The sequence below is a fragment of the Enterobacter cloacae complex sp. ESBL7 genome, assembly GCF_041679625.1.
Taxonomy (GTDB): Bacteria; Pseudomonadota; Gammaproteobacteria; order Enterobacterales; family Enterobacteriaceae; genus Enterobacter; species Enterobacter asburiae_B.
This window is the reverse complement of record NZ_JBGORN010000009.1, coordinates 89,106-107,214: the sequence shown is the minus strand read 5'-3', so window position 1 is coordinate 107,214 and position 18,109 is coordinate 89,106. Positions and strand designations below refer to the sequence as shown.

Here is an 18,109-nt window from a genome sequence, read left to right as displayed (position 1 = left end):
TTCGCGAAAAAGAATTACATCTTTGCATTTTAATTCAGAGGGATAAGATGTGCGGCGGGTGCTTAAGACTTTCTGTCTTGAGCATTGTTGAGGGACAGAAAGTAGAAAGCCCCGGGAAATTTTCATTTACCCGAGGCTACTCTCCCTCAACTCCGACAAGTTGAGAGTAGCCTCTTATTCTTTTTTTGACAAGGAGTAAAAGGCATGACGCCATTAAAAACTGCGTTAGGCATCGTCTTTATTATTTGCCTGACGATAGTGATCTTTACCTTTATTACTCGAGGTAAGTTATGCGAGTTTTCAATAAAGGGTGAACATCAGGAGGTGGCGGCAAAATTAGCCTGTAACGCAGGCTAACCTCTACGGGCGGAACCACTGTTCCGCCCGGCTTGCAGGATGCTGAGGTCTTAATGCACCCATTTTTTTCTTCTGTCGCCGCGATTATACTGCGCGGCGTGTACCCCGATGATAAGAACCCATGAAACATATTTTTCTGTTGTTGTTACTTTTTACATCGCTTGTCCGTGCCGACGAGATTGGCAGTCAGTACAAAGAACAGGCTGAAGCGGGTGACGCCCGTGCCCAGTATTATTTGGCCGACACATACTTTAGCTCCGGTGACAGCAAGCAGGCCGCGCTGTGGGCCGAGAAAGCCGCTAAAGGTGGCGATGTCGACGCCATGGGGCTGCTCTCTCAAATCCTCTTTACCCAGGGAAATTATGCGCAAGCTAAGGCACTGGCGCAGCAGGCAACCATCGCGGGCAGCAAACGCGGCGCGATCATGCTGGCGCGCGTGCTGATCAACACTCAGGCAGGTAAAACTGACTATCCTCAGGCCATCAAACTGCTGCAAACGGCGGCCGAAGATATCGATAACGACTCTGCGGTAGATGCGCAAATGCTGCTCGGGCTGATTTATGCCAACGGCGTTGAAGTGGTTCAGGACGACGTGCAGGCCGCCTCGTGGTTCAAGCGGAGCTCGGCACTTTCACGCACGGGCTACGCCGAGTACTGGGCAGGGATGTTGTTCAGGCAGGGTGAGAAAGGCTTTATCACGCCCAATAAACAGAAAGCGCTGTACTGGTTGAACCTGAGCTGCACTGAAGGGTTTGATACCGGATGCGAAGAGTTTGATGCGCTGAGCGGAGAGTAAAGCATTGCCCGGTGGCGCTGCGCTTACCGGGCCTACGGCTTGTGTAGGCCGGGTAAGGCGAAGCCGCCACCCGGCTTTTAACATTACTGGTCAGCCGTCTTATCAAAACGACCCAGCACCTCGCGTTCATACGCCAGCGCTTTTTTACGATCGAATTTGTGTTCCCACTTGGCGATAACCAGCACCGCCAGGGCATTCCCCACCACGTTCAGCGCGGTACGCGCCATGTCGAGGATACGGTCGACACCGGCGATAAACGCCAGACCTTCCAGCGGAATACCGACGCTGCCAAGCGTTGCCAGCAGCACCACGAAGGAGACGCCCGGAACGCCTGCAATACCTTTGGACGTCACCATCAGCGTCAGCACCAGCACGATCTCCTGCCACAGCGACAGGTCAATGCCGTACAGCTGCGCAATAAAGATAGCGGCGATGCTCTGGTACAGCGTCGAACCGTCCAGGTTAAAGGAGTAGCCGGTCGGTACCACGAAGCTGGTAATAGAGGCAGGCGCGCCGTAGGCTTCCATCTTCTCAATGATGCGCGGCAGCACGCTCTCAGAACTTGCCGTGGAGTACGCCAGAATCAGCTCATCTTTCAGAATGCGAATCAGGATCCAGATGCTCAGCCCGCACAGACGCGCCACGATCCCCAGCACCACCAGCGCGAAGAACAGAATGGCGAAGTGCACCAGGAGCACCAGCTTCGCCAGCGGCCACAGGGAGGCAAAACCGAAGTTCGCCACGGTGACGGCGATAAGCGCAAACACCCCTACCGGCGCGTAACGCATCACCATGTGCGTCACTTTGAACATGGTTTCGGAGATAGAGCGGAACACGGTCACCAGCGGCTCACGGTGCGTCGCCGGCAGGGAAGAGAGTCCCAGACCAAACAGCACCGAGAAGAAGATGATAGGCAGCATCTCGCCCTTCGCCATCGACGCCACGATGTTGGTCGGCACCAGCGACAGGATAGTGCCCATCAGGCCATGCGCATGGCTCTGCACGTCAGCGGTCGTACTTTGGTATTTCGAAATATCCACCGTTGCCAGCTGCGACATATCGATCCCGGACCCCGGCTGGAACACGTTCGCCAGCGTGATACCGAGGATAATCGCAACCGTAGTGATCACTTCGAAATAGATAATGGTTTTCGCACCAATACGGCCTAACTGTTTCGCATCGCCGACGCCCGCAATACCGACCACCAGCGTCGAGATCACAATCGGCACCACAATCATCTTGATCAGATGAATAAAGATATCCCCTGCCGGTGAAAGCAGGTTCGCAATCAGCCATTCGCGGCTGTCGCTATGATAGTGGAGGTAACTGCCCAGCAAGATGCCCAGCACAAGGGCGATTAAGATCTGCCAGGCAAGGCTGACTTTAACGTTTTTCATAGAAACTGACTTCCTCAATGAAGCGCCTTATTCACTCAAACTGCATGAACAGGGAGACATACTGAAAGGGTATGAATTGTGTTGCGTTGGTTTATGGGATTTTTTAACGCGGCGTATGAGTATCATTTGCGCGACCTGTTGCGCAAGCCTTAAAGAACGACGCGTTTCACTCACAAAAGCGACGATGACGGGAGTTTGTTCTAATTCTGATAAATAACCTTTTGTTATAAAAACGCTTTTTTAAACATAAATGTGAATAATCGTCAGCATCAATTATTTTCCTTCAAAGTTTCATTCGCTCAATTTTCATACTCTTCAAACAATGCGTGATCTGTAGCCCAAATAATAAACAAAGCTTGTAAAGCCCCTACAATTAACGTTTTTGCGACATATTATTAACATCTTACAAGGAGAAAAAAAGCCATGAGCCAAATACATAAACACGACATTCCCGCAAATATTGCGGACCGTTGCCTGATCACCCCGGAGCAGTACCACGAGAATTATCAGCAATCTATCACCGCCCCGGACACCTTCTGGGGTGAGCAGGGCCATATCCTTGACTGGATCAAACCTTATCAGAAGGTGAAGAACACCTCCTTTGCGCCCGGCAATGTCTCCATTAAATGGTATGAAGATGGCACCCTGAACCTGGCGGCGAACTGCCTCGATCGTCACCTCGCCGAGCGCGGGAATGAGACGGCCATCATCTGGGAAGGCGATGACGCTTCGCAAAGCAAACATATTACGTACAAAGAGCTGCACCGCGACGTGTGCCGCTTCGCCAACGTCCTGCTGGAAAAGGGCATTAAAAAAGGCGATGTGGTCGCTATTTATATGCCGATGGTGCCGGAAGCTGCGGTGGCCATGCTGGCCTGCGCGCGTATCGGCGCGATCCACTCGGTCATTTTCGGCGGGTTCTCGCCAGAGGCGGTAGCAGGCCGCATTGTCGATTCCAGTTCAAAACTGGTGATCACCGCCGATGAAGGCGTGCGCGCCGGACGCGGTATCCCACTGAAGAAAAACGTCGACGAAGCGCTGAAAAACCCGAACGTCAAAACGGTCAGTAACGTCATCGTCCTTAAGCGTACCGGCGGCAAAATCGACTGGACCGAGGGGCGCGACCTGTGGTGGAGCGACCTGATTGAGAACGCGAGCGACCAGCATCAGCCGGAAGAGATGAACGCAGAAGATCCGCTGTTCATTCTTTATACCTCCGGCTCCACCGGTAAGCCGAAAGGCGTCCTGCACACCACCGGCGGCTATCTGGTCTATGCGGCCACTACCTTCAAATACGTCTTCGACTACCATCCGGGCGACATCTACTGGTGTACCGCCGACGTGGGCTGGGTTACCGGACACAGCTACCTGCTGTACGGCCCGCTGGCCTGTGGCGCAACAACGCTGATGTTTGAGGGCGTACCAAACTGGCCGACCCCGGCGCGTATGTGTCAGGTGGTCGACAAACACCAGGTCAACATTCTCTACACCGCGCCAACGGCGATCCGCGCACTGATGGCGGAAGGCGATAAAGCCATCGAAGGCACTGACCGCTCTTCATTGCGCATCCTCGGTTCCGTGGGTGAGCCAATCAACCCGGAAGCCTGGGAGTGGTACTGGAAGAAAATCGGCAACGAAAAATGCCCGGTGATGGACACCTGGTGGCAGACCGAAACCGGCGGCTTCATGATCACTCCGATGCCGGGCGCCACGCAGCTGAAGGCTGGTTCCGCAACCCGTCCGTTCTTCGGCGTGCAGCCTGCGCTGGTGGATAACGAAGGCAACCCGCTTGAAGGTGCCACCGAAGGCAACCTGGTGATCACAGATTCCTGGCCGGGTCAGGCGCGTACCCTGTTCGGCGATCACGATCGCTTCGAGCAGACCTACTTCTCGACCTTTAAAAACATGTACTTCAGCGGCGACGGCGCGCGTCGTGACGAAGATGGCTATTACTGGATAACCGGGCGCGTGGACGACGTGCTGAACGTCTCCGGCCACCGTCTGGGCACCGCTGAGATTGAATCGGCGCTGGTGTCGCATCCGAAGATTGCCGAAGCGGCGGTTGTGGGCATTCCGCATAACATCAAAGGCCAGGCGATTTACGCCTATGTCACTCTGAACCACGGTGAAGAACCGTCGCCTGAGCTCTACGCTGAGGTGCGCAACTGGGTGCGTAAAGAGATTGGCCCGCTGGCGACGCCGGACGTGCTGCACTGGACCGACTCGCTGCCGAAAACCCGTTCCGGCAAAATTATGCGTCGTATCTTGCGCAAAATCGCGGCTGGAGACACCAGCAACCTCGGTGATACCTCAACGCTCGCGGATCCTGGCGTGGTGGAAAAACTGCTCGAAGAGAAGCAGGCCATCGCGATGCCTTCCTAGTGTTTTCTCCCTCTCCCTGTGGGAGAGGGCTGGGGTGAGGGCATCAGACCGCACCTTCCTCCCCTCACCCTAACCCTCTCCCCAAAAGGGAGAGGGGACTAAAAACAAACCTACCTTACCTTTGGAGACTCTGTGATGAATAACGATATTTGTCAGCAGATAGAGAATAGTGCGCACTACAGGGAGCTCGTCGATAAGCGGCAACGGTTTGCCTTCATCCTTTCCATCATCATGCTGGTTATCTACGTCGGCTTTATTCTGCTGATCGCCTTTGCTCCGCACTGGCTGGGCACCCCGCTGCACGAAGGAACCAGCGTGACGCGCGGTATTCCGATTGGCATTGGCGTGATTGTGATTTCATTCTTGCTGACCGGCGTCTACGTCTGGCGCGCGAACGGTGAATTCGATCGACTTAATAAAGCGGTACTGCAAGAGGTAAAAGCATCATGAAGAGAGTTCTGACGGCGCTCGCCGCCACGCTTCCCTTTGCCGCCCACGCGGCGGATGCCATTACCGGCGAGGTCCAGCGCCAGCCAACCAACTGGCAGGCCATTGTGATGTTCCTGATTTTCGTCCTGCTGACTCTGTACATCACTTACTGGGCGTCGAAACGCGTGCGCTCCCGTAACGATTACTACACCGCTGGCGGCAACATTACCGGCTTCCAGAACGGGCTGGCGATCGCGGGTGACTTTATGTCCGCCGCCTCGTTCCTCGGGATCTCCGCGCTGGTGTATACATCCGGCTATGACGGCCTGATTTATTCCCTCGGCTTCCTCGTCGGCTGGCCAATCATCCTGTTCCTGATTGCCGAACGCCTGCGTAACCTGGGCCGCTACACCTTCGCTGACGTGGCATCCTATCGCCTGAAGCAGGGGCCGATTCGCACCCTCTCCGCCTGCGGTTCGCTGGTGGTGGTGGCGCTGTACCTGATTGCGCAGATGGTGGGCGCGGGTAAATTGATCGAACTGCTGTTCGGCCTGAACTACCACATCGCGGTGGTGCTGGTTGGCGTGCTGATGGTGATGTACGTCCTGTTCGGCGGCATGCTGGCAACCACCTGGGTGCAGATCATCAAAGCCGTCCTGCTGCTGTTCGGCGCCAGCTTTATGGCCTTTATGGTGATGAAGCACGTCGGATTCAGCTTCAATAACCTGTTCACCGAAGCGATGGCGGTCCACCCGAAAGGGGAAGCGATCATGAGCCCGGGCGGGCTGGTGAAAGACCCGATATCCGCGCTCTCGCTCGGTCTCGGCCTGATGTTCGGTACCGCGGGTCTGCCGCATATCCTGATGCGCTTCTTCACCGTGAGCGATGCGCGTGAAGCGCGCAAGAGCGTCTTTTACGCCACCGGTTTCATGGGTTACTTCTATATCCTGACCTTTATCATCGGCTTTGGCGCGATCATGCTGGTGGGGGCGAACCCGGCGTTTAAAGACGCGGCGGGCGCGCTGATTGGCGGTAACAACATGGCGGCGGTGCATCTGGCGGACGCGGTGGGCGGTAACCTGTTCCTCGGCTTTATCTCCGCCGTGGCCTTCGCCACCATTCTGGCGGTAGTTGCAGGGCTGACGCTCGCCGGCGCGTCTGCGGTGTCGCATGACCTCTACGCCAACGTTATCCGCAAAGGCGCGAGCGAGCGCGACGAGCTGAAGGTCTCGAAAATCACCGTGCTGGTGCTGGGCGTGGTGGCGATTCTGTTAGGCATTCTGTTCGAGAAGCAGAACATCGCCTTTATGGTGGGGCTGGCCTTCTCGATTGCGGCAAGCTGTAACTTCCCGATCATCCTGCTCTCCATGTACTGGTCGAAGCTGACCACGCGCGGCGCGATGATTGGCGGCTGGCTGGGGCTGCTTACGGCGGTGATCCTGATGATTCTGGGCCCGACCATCTGGGTGCAGATCCTCGGTCACGCAAGCGCTATCTTCCCGTATGAATACCCGGCGCTGTTCTCGATCGCCGTGGCGTTTATCGGCATCTGGTTCTTCTCGGCCACCGACAATTCGCCGGAAGGTAACCTGGAGCGTGAGAAATTCCGCGCCCAGTTCATCCGTTCTCAAACCGGCCTGGGCGTTGAGCAGGGCCGCGCGCACTAAGCCTTTCTCCCCGGTCATTCTGGCCGGGGAGCTTAAAACATCACCCACGCCACCAGCGGCGCAATCAGCACCATCACTACGCCTGAGAGCATCATCACCAGGCTCGCGACAACGCCCTCCTGCTGCCCCAGCTCATACGAACGTGCCGTACCCGCCCCGTGCGACGCCGCGCCAAACCCCGCGCCTTTCGCCATCCCTTCCCGGATAGAAAGCCGCAGAAAGAGCATATCGCCGACCGCCATCCCAAAGACGCCCGTCACCACCACAAACAGCGCCACCAGGTCCGGCTGCCCGCCGAGCGGTTTAGCCGCCGCCAGCGCAAACGGCGTGGTCACCGAACGCACCGCCAGGCTGCGCTGAATTTCATCGGGCAGCGTAAACAGCCGCGCCAGCCAGACGGAGCTGCAAACCGCCACCACCGTGGCGGTGATGACGCCCGCGCTGAGCGACATCCAGTGGCGTTTGATAATCGCCAGGTTGTCGTAAACGGGGACGGCAAAAGCGATGGTCGCCGGGCCGAGCAGCCACAGCAGCCAGTGGGATTCGCCAATGTAGTTCTGCCAGGAGATGTGGCCGAAGACCAGCATCAGCACCAGCAGGATCGGCGTGAAGACCAGCGGCATCAGCGGCAGGGCGTGAAAGCGGCGATACAGCCGCTTGTTGGCGAAGTAGATCGCCAGCGTCGCAATCAGGCACAAGACGCTGATCTGAAAATTAGTCATGTTTGTGCCTGCTGATTTCAAAGCGATACACTTTATCCACCACCCAGGCGGTTGCCCCCAGCACCATCAGCGTACTCAGCGCGATAACCGCAAAGATTCGCCAGCCGTCCACCATCAGCAGCTGCGCGTAGTTCACCACCGCCACCACCGCCGGAACAAAGAACAGCAGCATCTCCGCCAGCAGCCAGCGCGCCCCGGCGCGCACCCAGTTAAGGGGGATCACGCGGCACAGAATAAGCGTCAGCATCAGCAGCATCCCGACAAGATTGGCGGGCAGCGGCAGATGCAGCCAGCCGACAAGATATTCCGCGAAAACAAACAGTCCCGCGTAGAGCAGTACCTGCACCGGGACCTGGAGTCGTTGCACAACGGCAGGCGTAACACGGCTTAACGCCACGGCCATGGGGGTTTTCCTCAAAAATGAGACGAGGCGCCAGTATAGAGAGCGCACGGTATGGACTGAAATGAATTAAAATCATCAAAGGTATAGTTTCGAGGAATAATCATGGACATAAGAACGCTGCGCTATTTTGTCGAAGTGGTTCGTCAGCAAAGTTTTACCCGCGCAGCGGAGAAGTTGTTTGTTACCCAGCCCACCATCAGCAAGATGCTGAAAAACCTCGAAGATGAACTGAACTGTACCCTGCTGATCCGCGACGGGCGCAAGCTGTTGCTGACCGACACCGGACGCGTGGTATTCGAACGCGGGCTGGCGATTCTGGCGGAGTTCCGCCAGCTGGAAGCAGAGCTGGGCGATATCAATCATCTGAAGAAAGGTGTGCTTCGCCTCGGCATTCCGCCAATGGTAGGGATGATGATGGCCGGGCCGATTAGCCTGTTTCGCCAGCGTTATCCCGGCGTTGAGCTGAAGATTTCGGAGTTTGGTGGGTTAACCGTCCAGCAGGCCGTCACCAACGGCGAGCTCGACGTGGCAATGACCGCCCTTCCCGTTGAGGAAGAGAGCGGTCTGGCGACGCTTCCGCTCTTTAGCCACCCGCTGTGCGTGCTGGTTCCCCGCTCCGGCGACTGGCTGAAGTTAGACTCGGTGAGACCTGAACTGCTCGGCGAGCACCCTCTGCTGATCTACAACGAAGACTTCGCTCTCAGCCGCCAGCTGATGACGCTGTTTAACCAGCATAACGTCAAGCCGCGCATAGCGGTGCGCAGCGGACAGTGGGATTTCCTGGCGGCGATGGTGCAGGCCGGCGTGGGGATTGCCATTCTGCCGCAGCCGATTTGCGAGCGTCTGGATAAAAACACGCTGCGCTGGATCCCGCTGGAGAGCGACCTGCACTGGCAGCTGGGGATGATCTGGCGCGAAGGGGTATATTTATCGCAGAGCGCGCAGGCGTGGCTGCAGTGTTGTGAGGGGTTTTGGGTGCCCTCACCCTAACCCTCTCCCACAGGGCTGAGGAATCCCCAGTAATTTTTTACCTGAAGCGATGAACGCTTCTTCTGCAAAATTAATGACTTACAGCGACACCCTGGTCCGGCTGTAAATCGCCGAAGCGTTTCCGTAAGGCCGGGGCGAGGCGCAGGGATGCGCCAAGAGGGCGTGGCCTGCAGGGATGCAGGCTCATGCCCGACCCGATAGCCTGAAGGAATAAGCTGAGGGCACCGCGAAGCGGCGATTTACCGCCGGGAGCCCGGGTCGCCAGGGTGGTGGCGATTGAGCCACCCTGGCACGTTCACCGGTCATGTCGTTACAGAGTAGCAAGGAACATAAAGTGAACGGAATGACCTCCACAGCCGTATGTTCCCCCTCACCCCAGCCCTCTCCCTCAAGGGAGAGGGGGTCGTCCGTGCAGGCATTATTTTGTGGGAAACCCTCAGCCCACAAGGAGAGGGAACCGATCGAGCACGCAGGCCCGGTAAGCGCAGCGCCACCGGGCAAAAACGGCGCTACTGATTCTCTATCAACAGCGCTTCCAGCAGGTCCAGATCGTGCAGCAGCTTTTGCAGCGTTTCGTTGCTGATCTGGCGCGTGGCGCGCAGATGGTACAGCTCGGCGCGCTCTGAGCGCAGCGCCGCCAGGCGGAACCGACGCTCCAGGTTTTCCTCCTGCAGCGAGCTTTCCACATCGTTACGCCCGTCCGCGCGGCGGCGCAGGTTACCAATCACGCGGGAACTGACTTCCGTCAGCAGCTGATTGTCGATGTTCTCTTCCGCATCCGCGGCCAGACGCTCTTCCATCTTCTGAATCGCGACAATTGCCACTTCGGCGGTGGCCGCCCGGGCAATACGCTCCTCTTTATGCTGCTGGGTCGAATCACCGGCATCAATATGCTGGAGTAAAATCGGCAGCATAATCACGCCGACAAACAGGGAGAACAGAATTACGCCCGCCGCAAGGAAGACCAGCTCGTAGCGCGCCGGGAAGACGTCGCCCGTGGGCAGCAGCAGCGGAATGGAGAGCACACCGGCAAGGGTGATCGCCCCGCGTACGCCCGCAAAAGAGGCGATCAGCAGCTCGCGCGTTGTCCACGAGCCGAACTCCATCGGCTTTTTCTTCAGGAAACGCACGCTGAAATTTTTCATCGTCCACAGCCAGCCGAAACGCACCAGCATCAGCGCCATGTAGATCAGCACGATGTCGGTAAACAGCATCCAGACTTCAACGTTCGGATCGGCCTCCGCTGCCACCAGCGAGGATTCCATAATGCCCGGCAGCTGCAGGCCCAACAGCAGGAACACCATGCCGTTAAAGACAAATTCCAGCATGGCCCAGGTGCTGTTGGCACGCAGGCGCATGGCCAGCGGCGCGCGGCGCATTACGCCGGAACGGGTGATGGTCATCCCTGCCGCAACCGCAGCCAGAATGCCCGACACGCCGATATGTTCGGCAATCAGATAAGAGGCAAACGGCAGCAGGAACAGCAGTACGATCTGCGTAGCGGGTTCATCGCCGCCCCAGCGGCTGAGGAAGCGCAATGAGCGGCCGTACAGCCAGCTCACCACGAAGCCCGCCAGAATACCGCCAATCGCCACCTTGAAGAATTCCAGGGTTGCGCCGCCGATGGTAAAGACCATCGTGCCCATCGCAACGGCCACGGCAAACTTCAGGGCAACCAGGCCAGAGGCGTCGTTCATCAGCGCCTCACCCTGTAAAATCCCCATGATTTTCTTCGGAATACGGCCTTCACCCACAATGCCGGACAGCGCCACGGCATCGGTTGGCGACAGCACGGCGGCCAGCGCAAAAGCCGGTATTAATGGAATACCCGGTACCGCCCAGTAGATCAGAAAACCAATCCCGACGACGGTGACCACCACCAGCGCCAGCGCCAGGCCGAAGATCTCGCGCCCGTGCTCAAGGAATTCTCGCGTGGGCGTTTTCCAGCCATCGGCAAACAGCAGCGGCGGGATAAACAGCACGAGGAACAGTTCGGGGTCAAATTCCACGTGCAGGCCAAACGTCGGCCACGCCAGCAGCGCGCCGATGGCAATTTGCATTAATGGCAGGGGGACCTGAAAGGGCAGTACGCGTGTAACCACCCCGGATAGCGAGACCACAAGGGTCATGATGAGTATTGTGAAGAAGATTTCCATGCGTTCCCTGTTTGCTGTGTTGCTTATGTACTCCGGAAGGCGTCGTGCCTTTTATTCTATCTTCTCCAGAGTAACGCAAAAGGCAACAGGATGAGTCCTGAAAATAAAAACGGGCGGCCTGAGCCACCCGTTTTCGCATCAATGGACAACTTAGATTGCCCAGCCGCCCGCGTAGAACGCTACCAGCGCAACGGCGATAATCACGGTGCCGACGTTCAGCTTGCGCCATTCACCGGAGACCAGACGACCAATCACCAGCGACGCGAAGCCGATCATAATGCCGGTCACGATGTTACAGGTCAGGACGATAAAGACCGCGGTAATCAGGCCAGACATCGCGTCCACGAAGTCCGCAAAGTCGATTTTCGCCACGTTGCTCAGCATCAGCAGGCCAACGTACATCAGCGCTGGCGCGGTCGCATACGCCGGAACCAGATAGGAGAGCGGAGAGAGGAACAGGATCAGCATGAACAGCACGCCGACGGTGATCGCCGTCAGGCCGGTTTTACCGCCTGCCGCCGTACCCGCTGCGGACTCGATGTACACCGCCGCAGGCGCCGCGCCCACCAGACCAGAGAAGACGCTGCTCAGGGAGTCGGTGGTCAGCGCTTTGCCGCCGTCAATAATCTGACCGTCTTTATCCAGCAGGTTCGCCTGACCGGCCACCGCACGAATGGTACCGGTCGCGTCAAACACGGCGGTCATGACCAGCGCCAGCACGCTTGGCAGGATCACCGGGTTCAGCGCGCCAACGATATCCAGGCTGCCAATCAGGGAGTTGCCTTTGTCATCGCTCAGCGACGGCATGGCGAAGATACCGGAGAAGTGTACGGTTGGATCGAAAATCAGGCCGACAATAGAAACGCCGATAATGGTCAGCAGAATGCCGCCCGGCACCTTCAGTTTTTCCAGACCGATAATCACCGCCAGGCCGATCAGCGACATAATCACCGGGAAGCTGGCGAAGTGGCCCAGCGCTACCGGCAGACCGTCCAGCGGGTTCTTGATGACCAGACCGACGCCGTTAGCGGCGATCAGCAACAGGAACAGGCCGATACCGATGCCGGTACCGTGCGCCACGCCCTGCGGCAGGTTGCGCAAGATCCAGCTACGGATGCCGGTCGCTGAAATCACGGTAAACAGCACACCCATCAGGAACACGGCACCCAGCGCAACCGGTACGCTGATGTGCTGACCCAGCACCAGGCTGAACGCGGTAAACGCGGTCAGAGAGATGGCGCAACCAATTGCCAGCGGCAGGTTCGCCCACAGGCCCATCACGATGGAGCCCACGCCGGCCACAAGACAGGTCGCCACAAAGACGGCCGCTGGCGGGAAGCCTGCTTTGCCCAGCATGCCCGGCACAACGATGACGGAATAAACCATCGCCAGAAACGTTGTCAAACCGGCAACAATTTCCTGGCGCACGGTGCTGCCGCGGGCCGAAATTTTAAACATGGCGTCAAGTGAACCGCCAGTACGCGCAGATGGCGTAGACATAGAAAACATCCCCTGAGAGTTTTTTAGGAAGTCCGTAAGCGAGGTGGAGACGCCACTGCCAGCTGAACGTCAAATCCTTGTGTTGCGTTTGTGACGAAAGGGCGTCACAAAAAAAGCAAACGTTTAGCTCCGCGCTTACAAACGGGTGGTCAAATTAAGGCAAACGATTATCTAGCGTAATCCCCGCCCTTTTCAACTGAACTTTCTCGTTTTTCGCTAAAATTCACTTATGACGCTGAAGAAATAAACAGAGGATGCGCAAACGTTATCGTCTATGCGCAATTTGTTTACATTTCAGTCCTCGCCCGGGATAGATAACGGTCCCCCCTGTTCCAGGGTTCTTTGCCAGCCTGGGGTGTTCTCAACTTTTGTCTTCCACGCCTGAATATGCGGCAGATTAGCGATACCGCCGCGCGCCAGCAGCGCAAAGATCGGGAAGCTCATCTGGATATCGGCCATGCTGAGCGAATCCCCGGCAAACCAGCTGTTTTCGGCAAGATGTGACTCAATAAAGCGCGCATGGGTTTCCAGTTGACGGTTGAGATACGCTTTCTGCACCCCCTGCCCCAGCGCTTTGCCCAGGGTTCTGATACCAAACGGCACCGGCGGCTTGCCGAGGCTGTTGAAGACCAGCTTCATTAACAGCAGCGGCATCAGCGATCCTTCGGCGTAATGCAGCCAGAAGCGGTATTGCACCTTATGCGACGGGTCTAAAGGCTTAAGGCGTGACTCGGGATCGTACGTTTCCTGCAGGTACTCCAGGATGGCGCCCGATTCCGCAAGGATCAGTCGGTTATCTTCGATAACCGGCGATTTGCCCAACGGATGCACCTTTTTAAGAGCCTCCGGCGCCAGCATGTTCTTTTCGCGCTGGTAGTGAACGATCTCATAAGGCAGGCCGAGTTCTTCCAGCGCCCAGATCGCGCGGTGCGAGCGCGACTGGTTAAGGTGGTGTACCGTGAGCATGGCTTTCTCCTGTTATTCATACTTTTTAACTATAGAAAATTGAACAACACCGCGAAAAAAATTCGTCTAAAAAACGGTCGGTGAGGCTGGCGAAAAAACGGGTCTTGCATAGAATTAAAGTGTCAGCACAATCCGGAACCTCCCCAACCAGCTCGACACTGAGGGGTGCTGATGTCGGGGGAAACCCTCCCGTGAACCAGCGGGATAGAGTGAAAGACAAAGACCGGGAAAAACTAAAGCGCCCTTATGTGGCGCTTTAGTTCTTTATTATGCTTTTTGCCGGTCGCACAATCTCAATCCTCTTCCAGCAGCCGCGCCCCCGTCCCCTGCTCGCCCAGCCTGTCGCCGGGGTTACGCAACGGACAATCGCTACGCGACAGGCAGCCGCAGCCGATGCAGCCATCCAGCTCGTCACGCAGCGCGACCAGCGTATGAATACGCCTGTCCAGCTCTTCACGCCACTGGGACGACAGCTCTTTCCACTCTTTCGGGCTAAGCGTATGCCCTTCCGGCAGCACGCCAAACGCCTCGCCGATCGTGGCCAGGGGAATTCCGATTCGTTGCGCAATTTTGATAATCGCCACGTAGCGGAGCACGTCTCGGGTATAGCGGCGCTGGTTGCCGCCGTTGCGGATGCTTTTAATTAACCCTTTGCTTTCATAGAAGTGGAGCGCCGATACCGCAACGCCGCTTCGCTTCGCCACTTCGCCGGGGGTTAACAGCGCTTTAATTCGCGGCAATCTCTTTTCCATAAAACCTCTTTACCTCAAGTTAACTTGAGGAATTATACTCGCCCGCAGAGAAAACGACGAATTAACCGAGATAGTTGTATCTACAGAGGGGCAACCTTATGTCGCATCAGCAGATTATTCAGACGCTTATTGAATGGATTGATGAACATATCGACCAACCGTTGAACATTGATGTGGTCGCTAAAAAGTCGGGCTATTCGAAATGGTATTTACAGAGAATGTTCCGCACGGTCATGCATCAGACGCTGGGTGAGTACATTCGCCAGCGCAGACTGCTGCTGGCGGCGCAGGCGCTACGCTCAACGCAGCGGCCCATTTTTGATATCGCGATGGACCTTGGCTATGTGTCGCAACAAACCTTTTCCCGCGTGTTTCGCCGCGAGTTTGACCGCACGCCGAGCGACTATCGCCACCAGTTGAATTAATCGCCCTCAGTGCAAAGGTTGCTGCTGCCAGGTCATAAATTCCTGGGGCGGCATCGCTTTCGCGAAGTGCCATCCCTGACAAAACTGGACGCCGCGCTTCAACAGCCAGCTTACCTGCTCTGCCGTCTCTACCCCTTCCGCAATGGTTTTCAGCCGCAGGCTTTGCGCCATCTCGATAATATGCTCGGCGATCAGGTGACTGGTACTGTTGGTCGTTAGGGTATCGATAAACGATTTATCGATTTTCAGAATATCCACGTTCAGCGAGTAGAGGTTGTGCAGGTTCGAGTAGCCGGTACCGAAATCATCGATCGCGACTTCATAACCCGCCTGACGGAAAGCCTGAATCACCGGGGTGGTTTTTGGCACATCGATAAAACCGCGTTCCGTCACTTCTATTTTGATTTGCTGCGCACGGACGGCATAGTGGCGGGCCTTGTCGGAAATCATGGCGATCAGCCGCGAGGAGTGGAAATCCGTGGCCGACAGGTTAATCGAAATATAGAGATGCGGATGCTCGGCCAGGAAATGGCCCAGATCGTTGAACACCTCCTCAACGACATAGTCCGTAATCCGCTCGCTCATTCCCTCATTTTCCGCCAGCGGGATAAACTCAGCCGGGCTCATCACCTGTCCGTTAAAGCCAGGCCAGCGCAACAGCGCCTCCGCGCCCACACACTGGTTATTCTTAATATCAATAATTGGCTGATAGTGTACGCAAAGCTGTCGTTTGTTCAGCGCGCGGTGCAGTAAGCGCCCCGGCGAATTGAGTTCACGATGGGTACGGGACCATACCAGCAAAATAATAATGCTGCAGATCATGCCCAGCGGCAGCGTCAACGTCGCCTGGTGATAAAGCGTTTCATAAAAGCGTTTATTCGATGTCGAGACAATGGCCGCAATCGGTCTTTTGGGGGATGTTACGATCGTATAAAAGCGGTTATCTTTTTGAAATACCGATTCCTTATCCCGAATCATCGAATTTAATAAAGAAACATTGGCTTTCTGGCTGACGGAAAAGAAAGCATTGGTTACCGTGTCGTACACACCCCAGGAGAGAGAATGATCCGCGGACATGACCTCGCTGTATGAAAGCGGATTGACGACCACCACATAATTTCCGCGCTGCATATATGTCATTTTATAGCCAGTATAAAATGGGGTATCGCGATAATAATAGATAGCGACGTCAGGTTTGCGCGTGTAATTAGCGGCAGGAATGGCGTAGGGGTGATCAGGTGTAAAAACGGTCGAACAAAGAAAATTCTGACCTTCAGCGTAAATTAAATCGGCGACAAACAGGCGGCCACGAACAACGTTCAGCATATATTGACGGTGTCCCGGCGTGCAAAGCTCGCCCTGATATTTTACCGCCTCGTCCCTGGCCAGCTCAACCTGTTGAATAACCAGCTCTGTTTTGTCTAAAGCCAGTTCAGCAAATGTGCGTAGCTGGGCGCTTGTTTCAGACACGGCACGCAGTTGGGCAAACCATAGCGCAAGCATCACCGGCAGCATAACTACCATGATGATCCCTACCACCCTGAGCATTTTGCGCCGCGCGCTACGATTCATTTCCCGCCCTATATCCCTGCATGTTATACGCCTGTAGTACTTAAGGCCGGATGCTTTGTTAAACAGGTGATTACGTTGCATGAATCATGCGAAGTTAGCAACTGACTTTTAGTATTAAAAATCTTAAATTTCGTTATGCCGATAATATTTTCCCGTAAGTTAAACTGTAAGTATTCGTTCCGTTTCAATTAAGGAAAATAATTATCCAGCCCGTCAGGCAGACGGGAAGATAACACAACAGACAATCGTTGATTAAGCCAAACGTCTGACAGCATGAAAAAAGTACAATTTCATCATGACGTTTTATGCTATTTGCTCTGAGGCATTGTGTTCGTTGATTTATAAATAGTCAGCCTACACCACAATATTTTGAGTATTGGCGGAGAATAACGCCCCTCTTATAAAAACTGAATTTGCGCTATCCCCACTTGCCCGAAGCGCGTTTTCGGCACGCTGTGGGTCCGCCTCCTCATGCGCCGAAGGCAGGACCAGCCCGCGCAATCGCCTTTTCTGAGGAATAAAATCCTCTTTTTTGATCGTTCAGATGCTGGCGAATAAATCAACAAATGTGATATAGTTCACATATATTTTGTAACGAGAAACACCGTTTCATTCAGTTCGTCTGTTTTATAGAGGATGGGTTTTATGGCAACCATTACTACCAGCATGGTTCTCCTGCGCTGGCCTTTGTTGAGTGCGGTACTGATGTTTTTAGCCAGCACGCTGAACATTCAGTTTCGTAAATCTGACTATGCGGGTCTTGCTGTTATCAGCACCCTGCTGGGGCTGGGTGCGGCCTGCTGGTTTGCAACGGGCCTGCTTGGCATCACCCTACTGGATATCGCCGCCGTCTGGGAAAATATTAAAGTGGTGATGGTTGAGGCGATGAGCCACACGCCGCCAGACTGGCCGATGGTGATTACCTGATCCCTGACGGAATAAAAAAACCCAGACGATAGTCTGGGTTTTTTGTTTTCAGCACGCGGAAATCAGAACGGAATGTCGTCGTCGAAATCCATTGGCGGTTCGTTAGACGGCGCCGGAGCAGACTGCTGCTGCGGACGAGACTGTGCGCCGCCGCTGAACTGGTTGCCGCCCTGCGGCTGCTGAGGCTGACCCCAACCGCCCTGCTGCTGGCTCTGACCGCCACCTGCCGGTGCACCACCGCCCTGACGGCCACCCAGCATCTGCATGGTGCCGCCCACGTTGACCACGACTTCTGTGGTGTACTTCTCAGCGCCGGCCTGATCGGTCCATTTGCGGGTACGCAGCTGGCCTTCGATATAGACCTGAGAACCTTTACGCAGATACTCACCGGCCACTTCGGCCAGTTTGCCAAACAGCACTACACGGTGCCATTCGGTCTGCTCTTTCATCTCACCGGTCGCTTTATCACGCCAGGATTCGGAAGTAGCCAGCGTAATGTTGGCAACTGCGCCACCACTCGGCATGTAGCGTACTTCCGGGTCCTGGCCCAGATTACCGACGAGAATCACCTTGTTTACGCCTCTGCTGGCCATGTTCGTGTCTCCTGAATACGTTTCTTAATAGTGTAAACGCGCGAGTGTACCATTTCCACGCGGCAATTTGCATAG

The 18,109-nt window shown here is 55.8% G+C and carries 17 protein-coding genes; 8 read left to right on the top strand and 9 right to left on the bottom strand.

Features of this window, described 5'->3' with window-relative positions; all coding sequences use genetic code 11:
- Nucleotides 1–204: 204 nt before the first annotated feature.
- Nucleotides 205–357 carry a Hok/Gef family protein gene (locus tag ACERY3_RS21075; protein ID WP_032644722.1) on the top strand — a complete coding sequence of 51 codons (153 nt, stop codon included), beginning with the start codon at nucleotides 205–207 and terminating at the stop codon, nucleotides 355–357.
- A 121-nt stretch (nucleotides 358–478) separates the two neighbouring features.
- Nucleotides 479–1,153, top strand: a complete 675-nt coding sequence (locus tag ACERY3_RS21070) for a tetratricopeptide repeat protein (protein WP_058842100.1) — start codon at nucleotides 479–481, stop codon at nucleotides 1,151–1,153.
- A gap of 83 nt (nucleotides 1,154–1,236) precedes the next feature.
- Here the strand turns inward: ACERY3_RS21070 and gltP are convergent, their stop codons facing one another.
- Nucleotides 1,237–2,550: a glutamate/aspartate:proton symporter GltP gene (gene gltP, locus ACERY3_RS21065; RefSeq protein ID WP_023310067.1), complete on the bottom strand. Its 1,314-nt coding sequence runs from the start codon at nucleotides 2,548–2,550 to the stop codon at nucleotides 1,237–1,239.
- A 423-nt stretch (nucleotides 2,551–2,973) separates the two neighbouring features.
- On the opposite strand from gltP, the gene acs reads away from it, so the two are divergent.
- From acs to actP, 3 genes are all read left to right on the top strand, one after another.
- A complete protein-coding gene (gene acs / locus ACERY3_RS21060; RefSeq protein WP_058842101.1) occupies nucleotides 2,974–4,932 on the top strand; it encodes an acetate--CoA ligase in 1,959 nt (652 codons plus the stop codon).
- A 135-nt stretch (nucleotides 4,933–5,067) separates the two neighbouring features.
- A complete protein-coding gene (locus ACERY3_RS21055; protein ID WP_023310065.1) occupies nucleotides 5,068–5,382 on the top strand; it encodes a DUF485 domain-containing protein in 315 nt (104 codons plus the stop codon).
- The gene (gene actP / locus ACERY3_RS21050) at nucleotides 5,379–7,028 is read left to right on the top strand and encodes a cation/acetate symporter ActP (RefSeq protein WP_023334186.1); all 1,650 of its coding nucleotides are present in this window, start codon (nucleotides 5,379–5,381) and stop codon (nucleotides 7,026–7,028) included. Before ACERY3_RS21055 ends, actP begins: the two co-directional genes overlap by 4 nt.
- A 32-nt stretch (nucleotides 7,029–7,060) precedes the next feature.
- Here the strand turns inward: actP and ACERY3_RS21045 are convergent, their stop codons facing one another.
- Both ACERY3_RS21045 and ACERY3_RS21040 read right to left on the bottom strand, forming a co-directional pair.
- Nucleotides 7,061–7,750: an LrgB family protein gene (locus ACERY3_RS21045; protein ID WP_023310063.1), complete on the bottom strand. Its 690-nt coding sequence runs from the start codon at nucleotides 7,748–7,750 to the stop codon at nucleotides 7,061–7,063.
- Nucleotides 7,743–8,153 (bottom strand): CidA/LrgA family protein, encoded by a 411-nt coding sequence (locus ACERY3_RS21040; RefSeq protein ID WP_021242769.1) that lies wholly within the window; start codon nucleotides 8,151–8,153, stop codon nucleotides 7,743–7,745. The genes ACERY3_RS21045 and ACERY3_RS21040 overlap by 8 nt, the downstream gene beginning before the upstream one ends.
- A 102-nt stretch (nucleotides 8,154–8,255) precedes the next feature.
- On the opposite strand from ACERY3_RS21040, the gene ACERY3_RS21035 reads away from it, so the two are divergent.
- A complete protein-coding gene (locus ACERY3_RS21035) occupies nucleotides 8,256–9,143 on the top strand; it encodes a LysR family transcriptional regulator (RefSeq protein WP_023310061.1) in 888 nt (295 codons plus the stop codon).
- Nucleotides 9,144–9,652: 509 nt separating this feature from the next.
- Here the strand turns inward: ACERY3_RS21035 and ACERY3_RS21030 are convergent.
- The 4 genes from ACERY3_RS21030 to soxR form a co-directional block, all read right to left on the bottom strand.
- Nucleotides 9,653–11,299, bottom strand: coding sequence for a Na+/H+ antiporter (locus tag ACERY3_RS21030; RefSeq protein ID WP_033144417.1), 1,647 nt, complete (start codon nucleotides 11,297–11,299; stop codon nucleotides 9,653–9,655).
- A 150-nt stretch (nucleotides 11,300–11,449) separates the two neighbouring features.
- Complete coding sequence (gene ghxP, locus ACERY3_RS21025) at nucleotides 11,450–12,799, bottom strand: guanine/hypoxanthine transporter GhxP (RefSeq protein ID WP_023310059.1); 1,350 nt, start codon at nucleotides 12,797–12,799, stop codon at nucleotides 11,450–11,452.
- A gap of 294 nt (nucleotides 12,800–13,093) precedes the next feature.
- Entirely contained in the window at nucleotides 13,094–13,765 is a 672-nt protein-coding gene (locus ACERY3_RS21020) for a glutathione S-transferase family protein (protein ID WP_058842041.1), read from the bottom strand.
- Between the two features lie 293 nt (nucleotides 13,766–14,058).
- Nucleotides 14,059–14,517, bottom strand: a complete 459-nt coding sequence (gene soxR / locus ACERY3_RS21015) for a redox-sensitive transcriptional activator SoxR (RefSeq protein WP_023331806.1) — start codon at nucleotides 14,515–14,517, stop codon at nucleotides 14,059–14,061.
- A 98-nt stretch (nucleotides 14,518–14,615) separates the two neighbouring features.
- On the opposite strand from soxR, the gene soxS reads away from it, so the two are divergent.
- Nucleotides 14,616–14,942, top strand: coding sequence for a superoxide response transcriptional regulator SoxS (soxS, locus tag ACERY3_RS21010; RefSeq protein ID WP_013095071.1), 327 nt, complete (start codon nucleotides 14,616–14,618; stop codon nucleotides 14,940–14,942).
- A gap of 6 nt (nucleotides 14,943–14,948) precedes the next feature.
- Here the strand turns inward: soxS and ACERY3_RS21005 are convergent, their stop codons facing one another.
- Nucleotides 14,949–16,514, bottom strand: a complete 1,566-nt coding sequence (locus ACERY3_RS21005; RefSeq protein WP_058842042.1) for an EAL domain-containing protein — start codon at nucleotides 16,512–16,514, stop codon at nucleotides 14,949–14,951.
- Nucleotides 16,515–17,159: 645 nt separating this feature from the next.
- Between ACERY3_RS21005 and ACERY3_RS21000 the strand changes: the two genes are divergently transcribed.
- Complete coding sequence (locus ACERY3_RS21000) at nucleotides 17,160–17,441, top strand: YjcB family protein (RefSeq protein WP_008503385.1); 282 nt, start codon at nucleotides 17,160–17,162, stop codon at nucleotides 17,439–17,441.
- A 62-nt stretch (nucleotides 17,442–17,503) separates the two neighbouring features.
- Here ACERY3_RS21000 and ssb1 read toward each other — a convergent pair whose 3' ends face one another.
- Entirely contained in the window at nucleotides 17,504–18,034 is a 531-nt protein-coding gene (ssb1, locus tag ACERY3_RS20995) for a single-stranded DNA-binding protein SSB1 (protein ID WP_029740211.1), read from the bottom strand.
- Nucleotides 18,035–18,109: the final 75 nt, after the last annotated feature.

What these genes read in the sequence shown, in the direction of transcription:
- ACERY3_RS21030 (WP_033144417.1), bottom strand. Translation starts at nt 11,299, where the DNA reads ATGGAAATCTTCTTCACAATACTCATCATGACCCTTGTGGTCTCGCTA.
- ACERY3_RS21000 (WP_008503385.1), top strand. Translation starts at nt 17,160, where the DNA reads ATGGCAACCATTACTACCAGCATGGTTCTCCTGCGCTGGCCTTTGTTG.
- soxS (WP_013095071.1), top strand. Translation starts at nt 14,616, where the DNA reads ATGTCGCATCAGCAGATTATTCAGACGCTTATTGAATGGATTGATGAA.
- ACERY3_RS21020 (WP_058842041.1), bottom strand. Translation starts at nt 13,765, where the DNA reads ATGCTCACGGTACACCACCTTAACCAGTCGCGCTCGCACCGCGCGATC.
- gltP (WP_023310067.1), bottom strand. Translation starts at nt 2,550, where the DNA reads ATGAAAAACGTTAAAGTCAGCCTTGCCTGGCAGATCTTAATCGCCCTT.
- ACERY3_RS21035 (WP_023310061.1), top strand. Translation starts at nt 8,256, where the DNA reads ATGGACATAAGAACGCTGCGCTATTTTGTCGAAGTGGTTCGTCAGCAA.
- ACERY3_RS21005 (WP_058842042.1), bottom strand. Translation starts at nt 16,514, where the DNA reads ATGAATCGTAGCGCGCGGCGCAAAATGCTCAGGGTGGTAGGGATCATC.
- ghxP (WP_023310059.1), bottom strand. Translation starts at nt 12,799, where the DNA reads ATGTCTACGCCATCTGCGCGTACTGGCGGTTCACTTGACGCCATGTTT.
- ACERY3_RS21070 (WP_058842100.1), top strand. Translation starts at nt 479, where the DNA reads ATGAAACATATTTTTCTGTTGTTGTTACTTTTTACATCGCTTGTCCGT.
- ACERY3_RS21075 (WP_032644722.1), top strand. Translation starts at nt 205, where the DNA reads ATGACGCCATTAAAAACTGCGTTAGGCATCGTCTTTATTATTTGCCTG.
- ACERY3_RS21055 (WP_023310065.1), top strand. Translation starts at nt 5,068, where the DNA reads ATGAATAACGATATTTGTCAGCAGATAGAGAATAGTGCGCACTACAGG.
- ACERY3_RS21045 (WP_023310063.1), bottom strand. Translation starts at nt 7,750, where the DNA reads ATGACTAATTTTCAGATCAGCGTCTTGTGCCTGATTGCGACGCTGGCG.
- acs (WP_058842101.1), top strand. Translation starts at nt 2,974, where the DNA reads ATGAGCCAAATACATAAACACGACATTCCCGCAAATATTGCGGACCGT.
- ssb1 (WP_029740211.1), bottom strand. Translation starts at nt 18,034, where the DNA reads ATGGCCAGCAGAGGCGTAAACAAGGTGATTCTCGTCGGTAATCTGGGC.
- soxR (WP_023331806.1), bottom strand. Translation starts at nt 14,517, where the DNA reads ATGGAAAAGAGATTGCCGCGAATTAAAGCGCTGTTAACCCCCGGCGAA.
- actP (WP_023334186.1), top strand. Translation starts at nt 5,379, where the DNA reads ATGAAGAGAGTTCTGACGGCGCTCGCCGCCACGCTTCCCTTTGCCGCC.
- ACERY3_RS21040 (WP_021242769.1), bottom strand. Translation starts at nt 8,153, where the DNA reads ATGGCCGTGGCGTTAAGCCGTGTTACGCCTGCCGTTGTGCAACGACTC.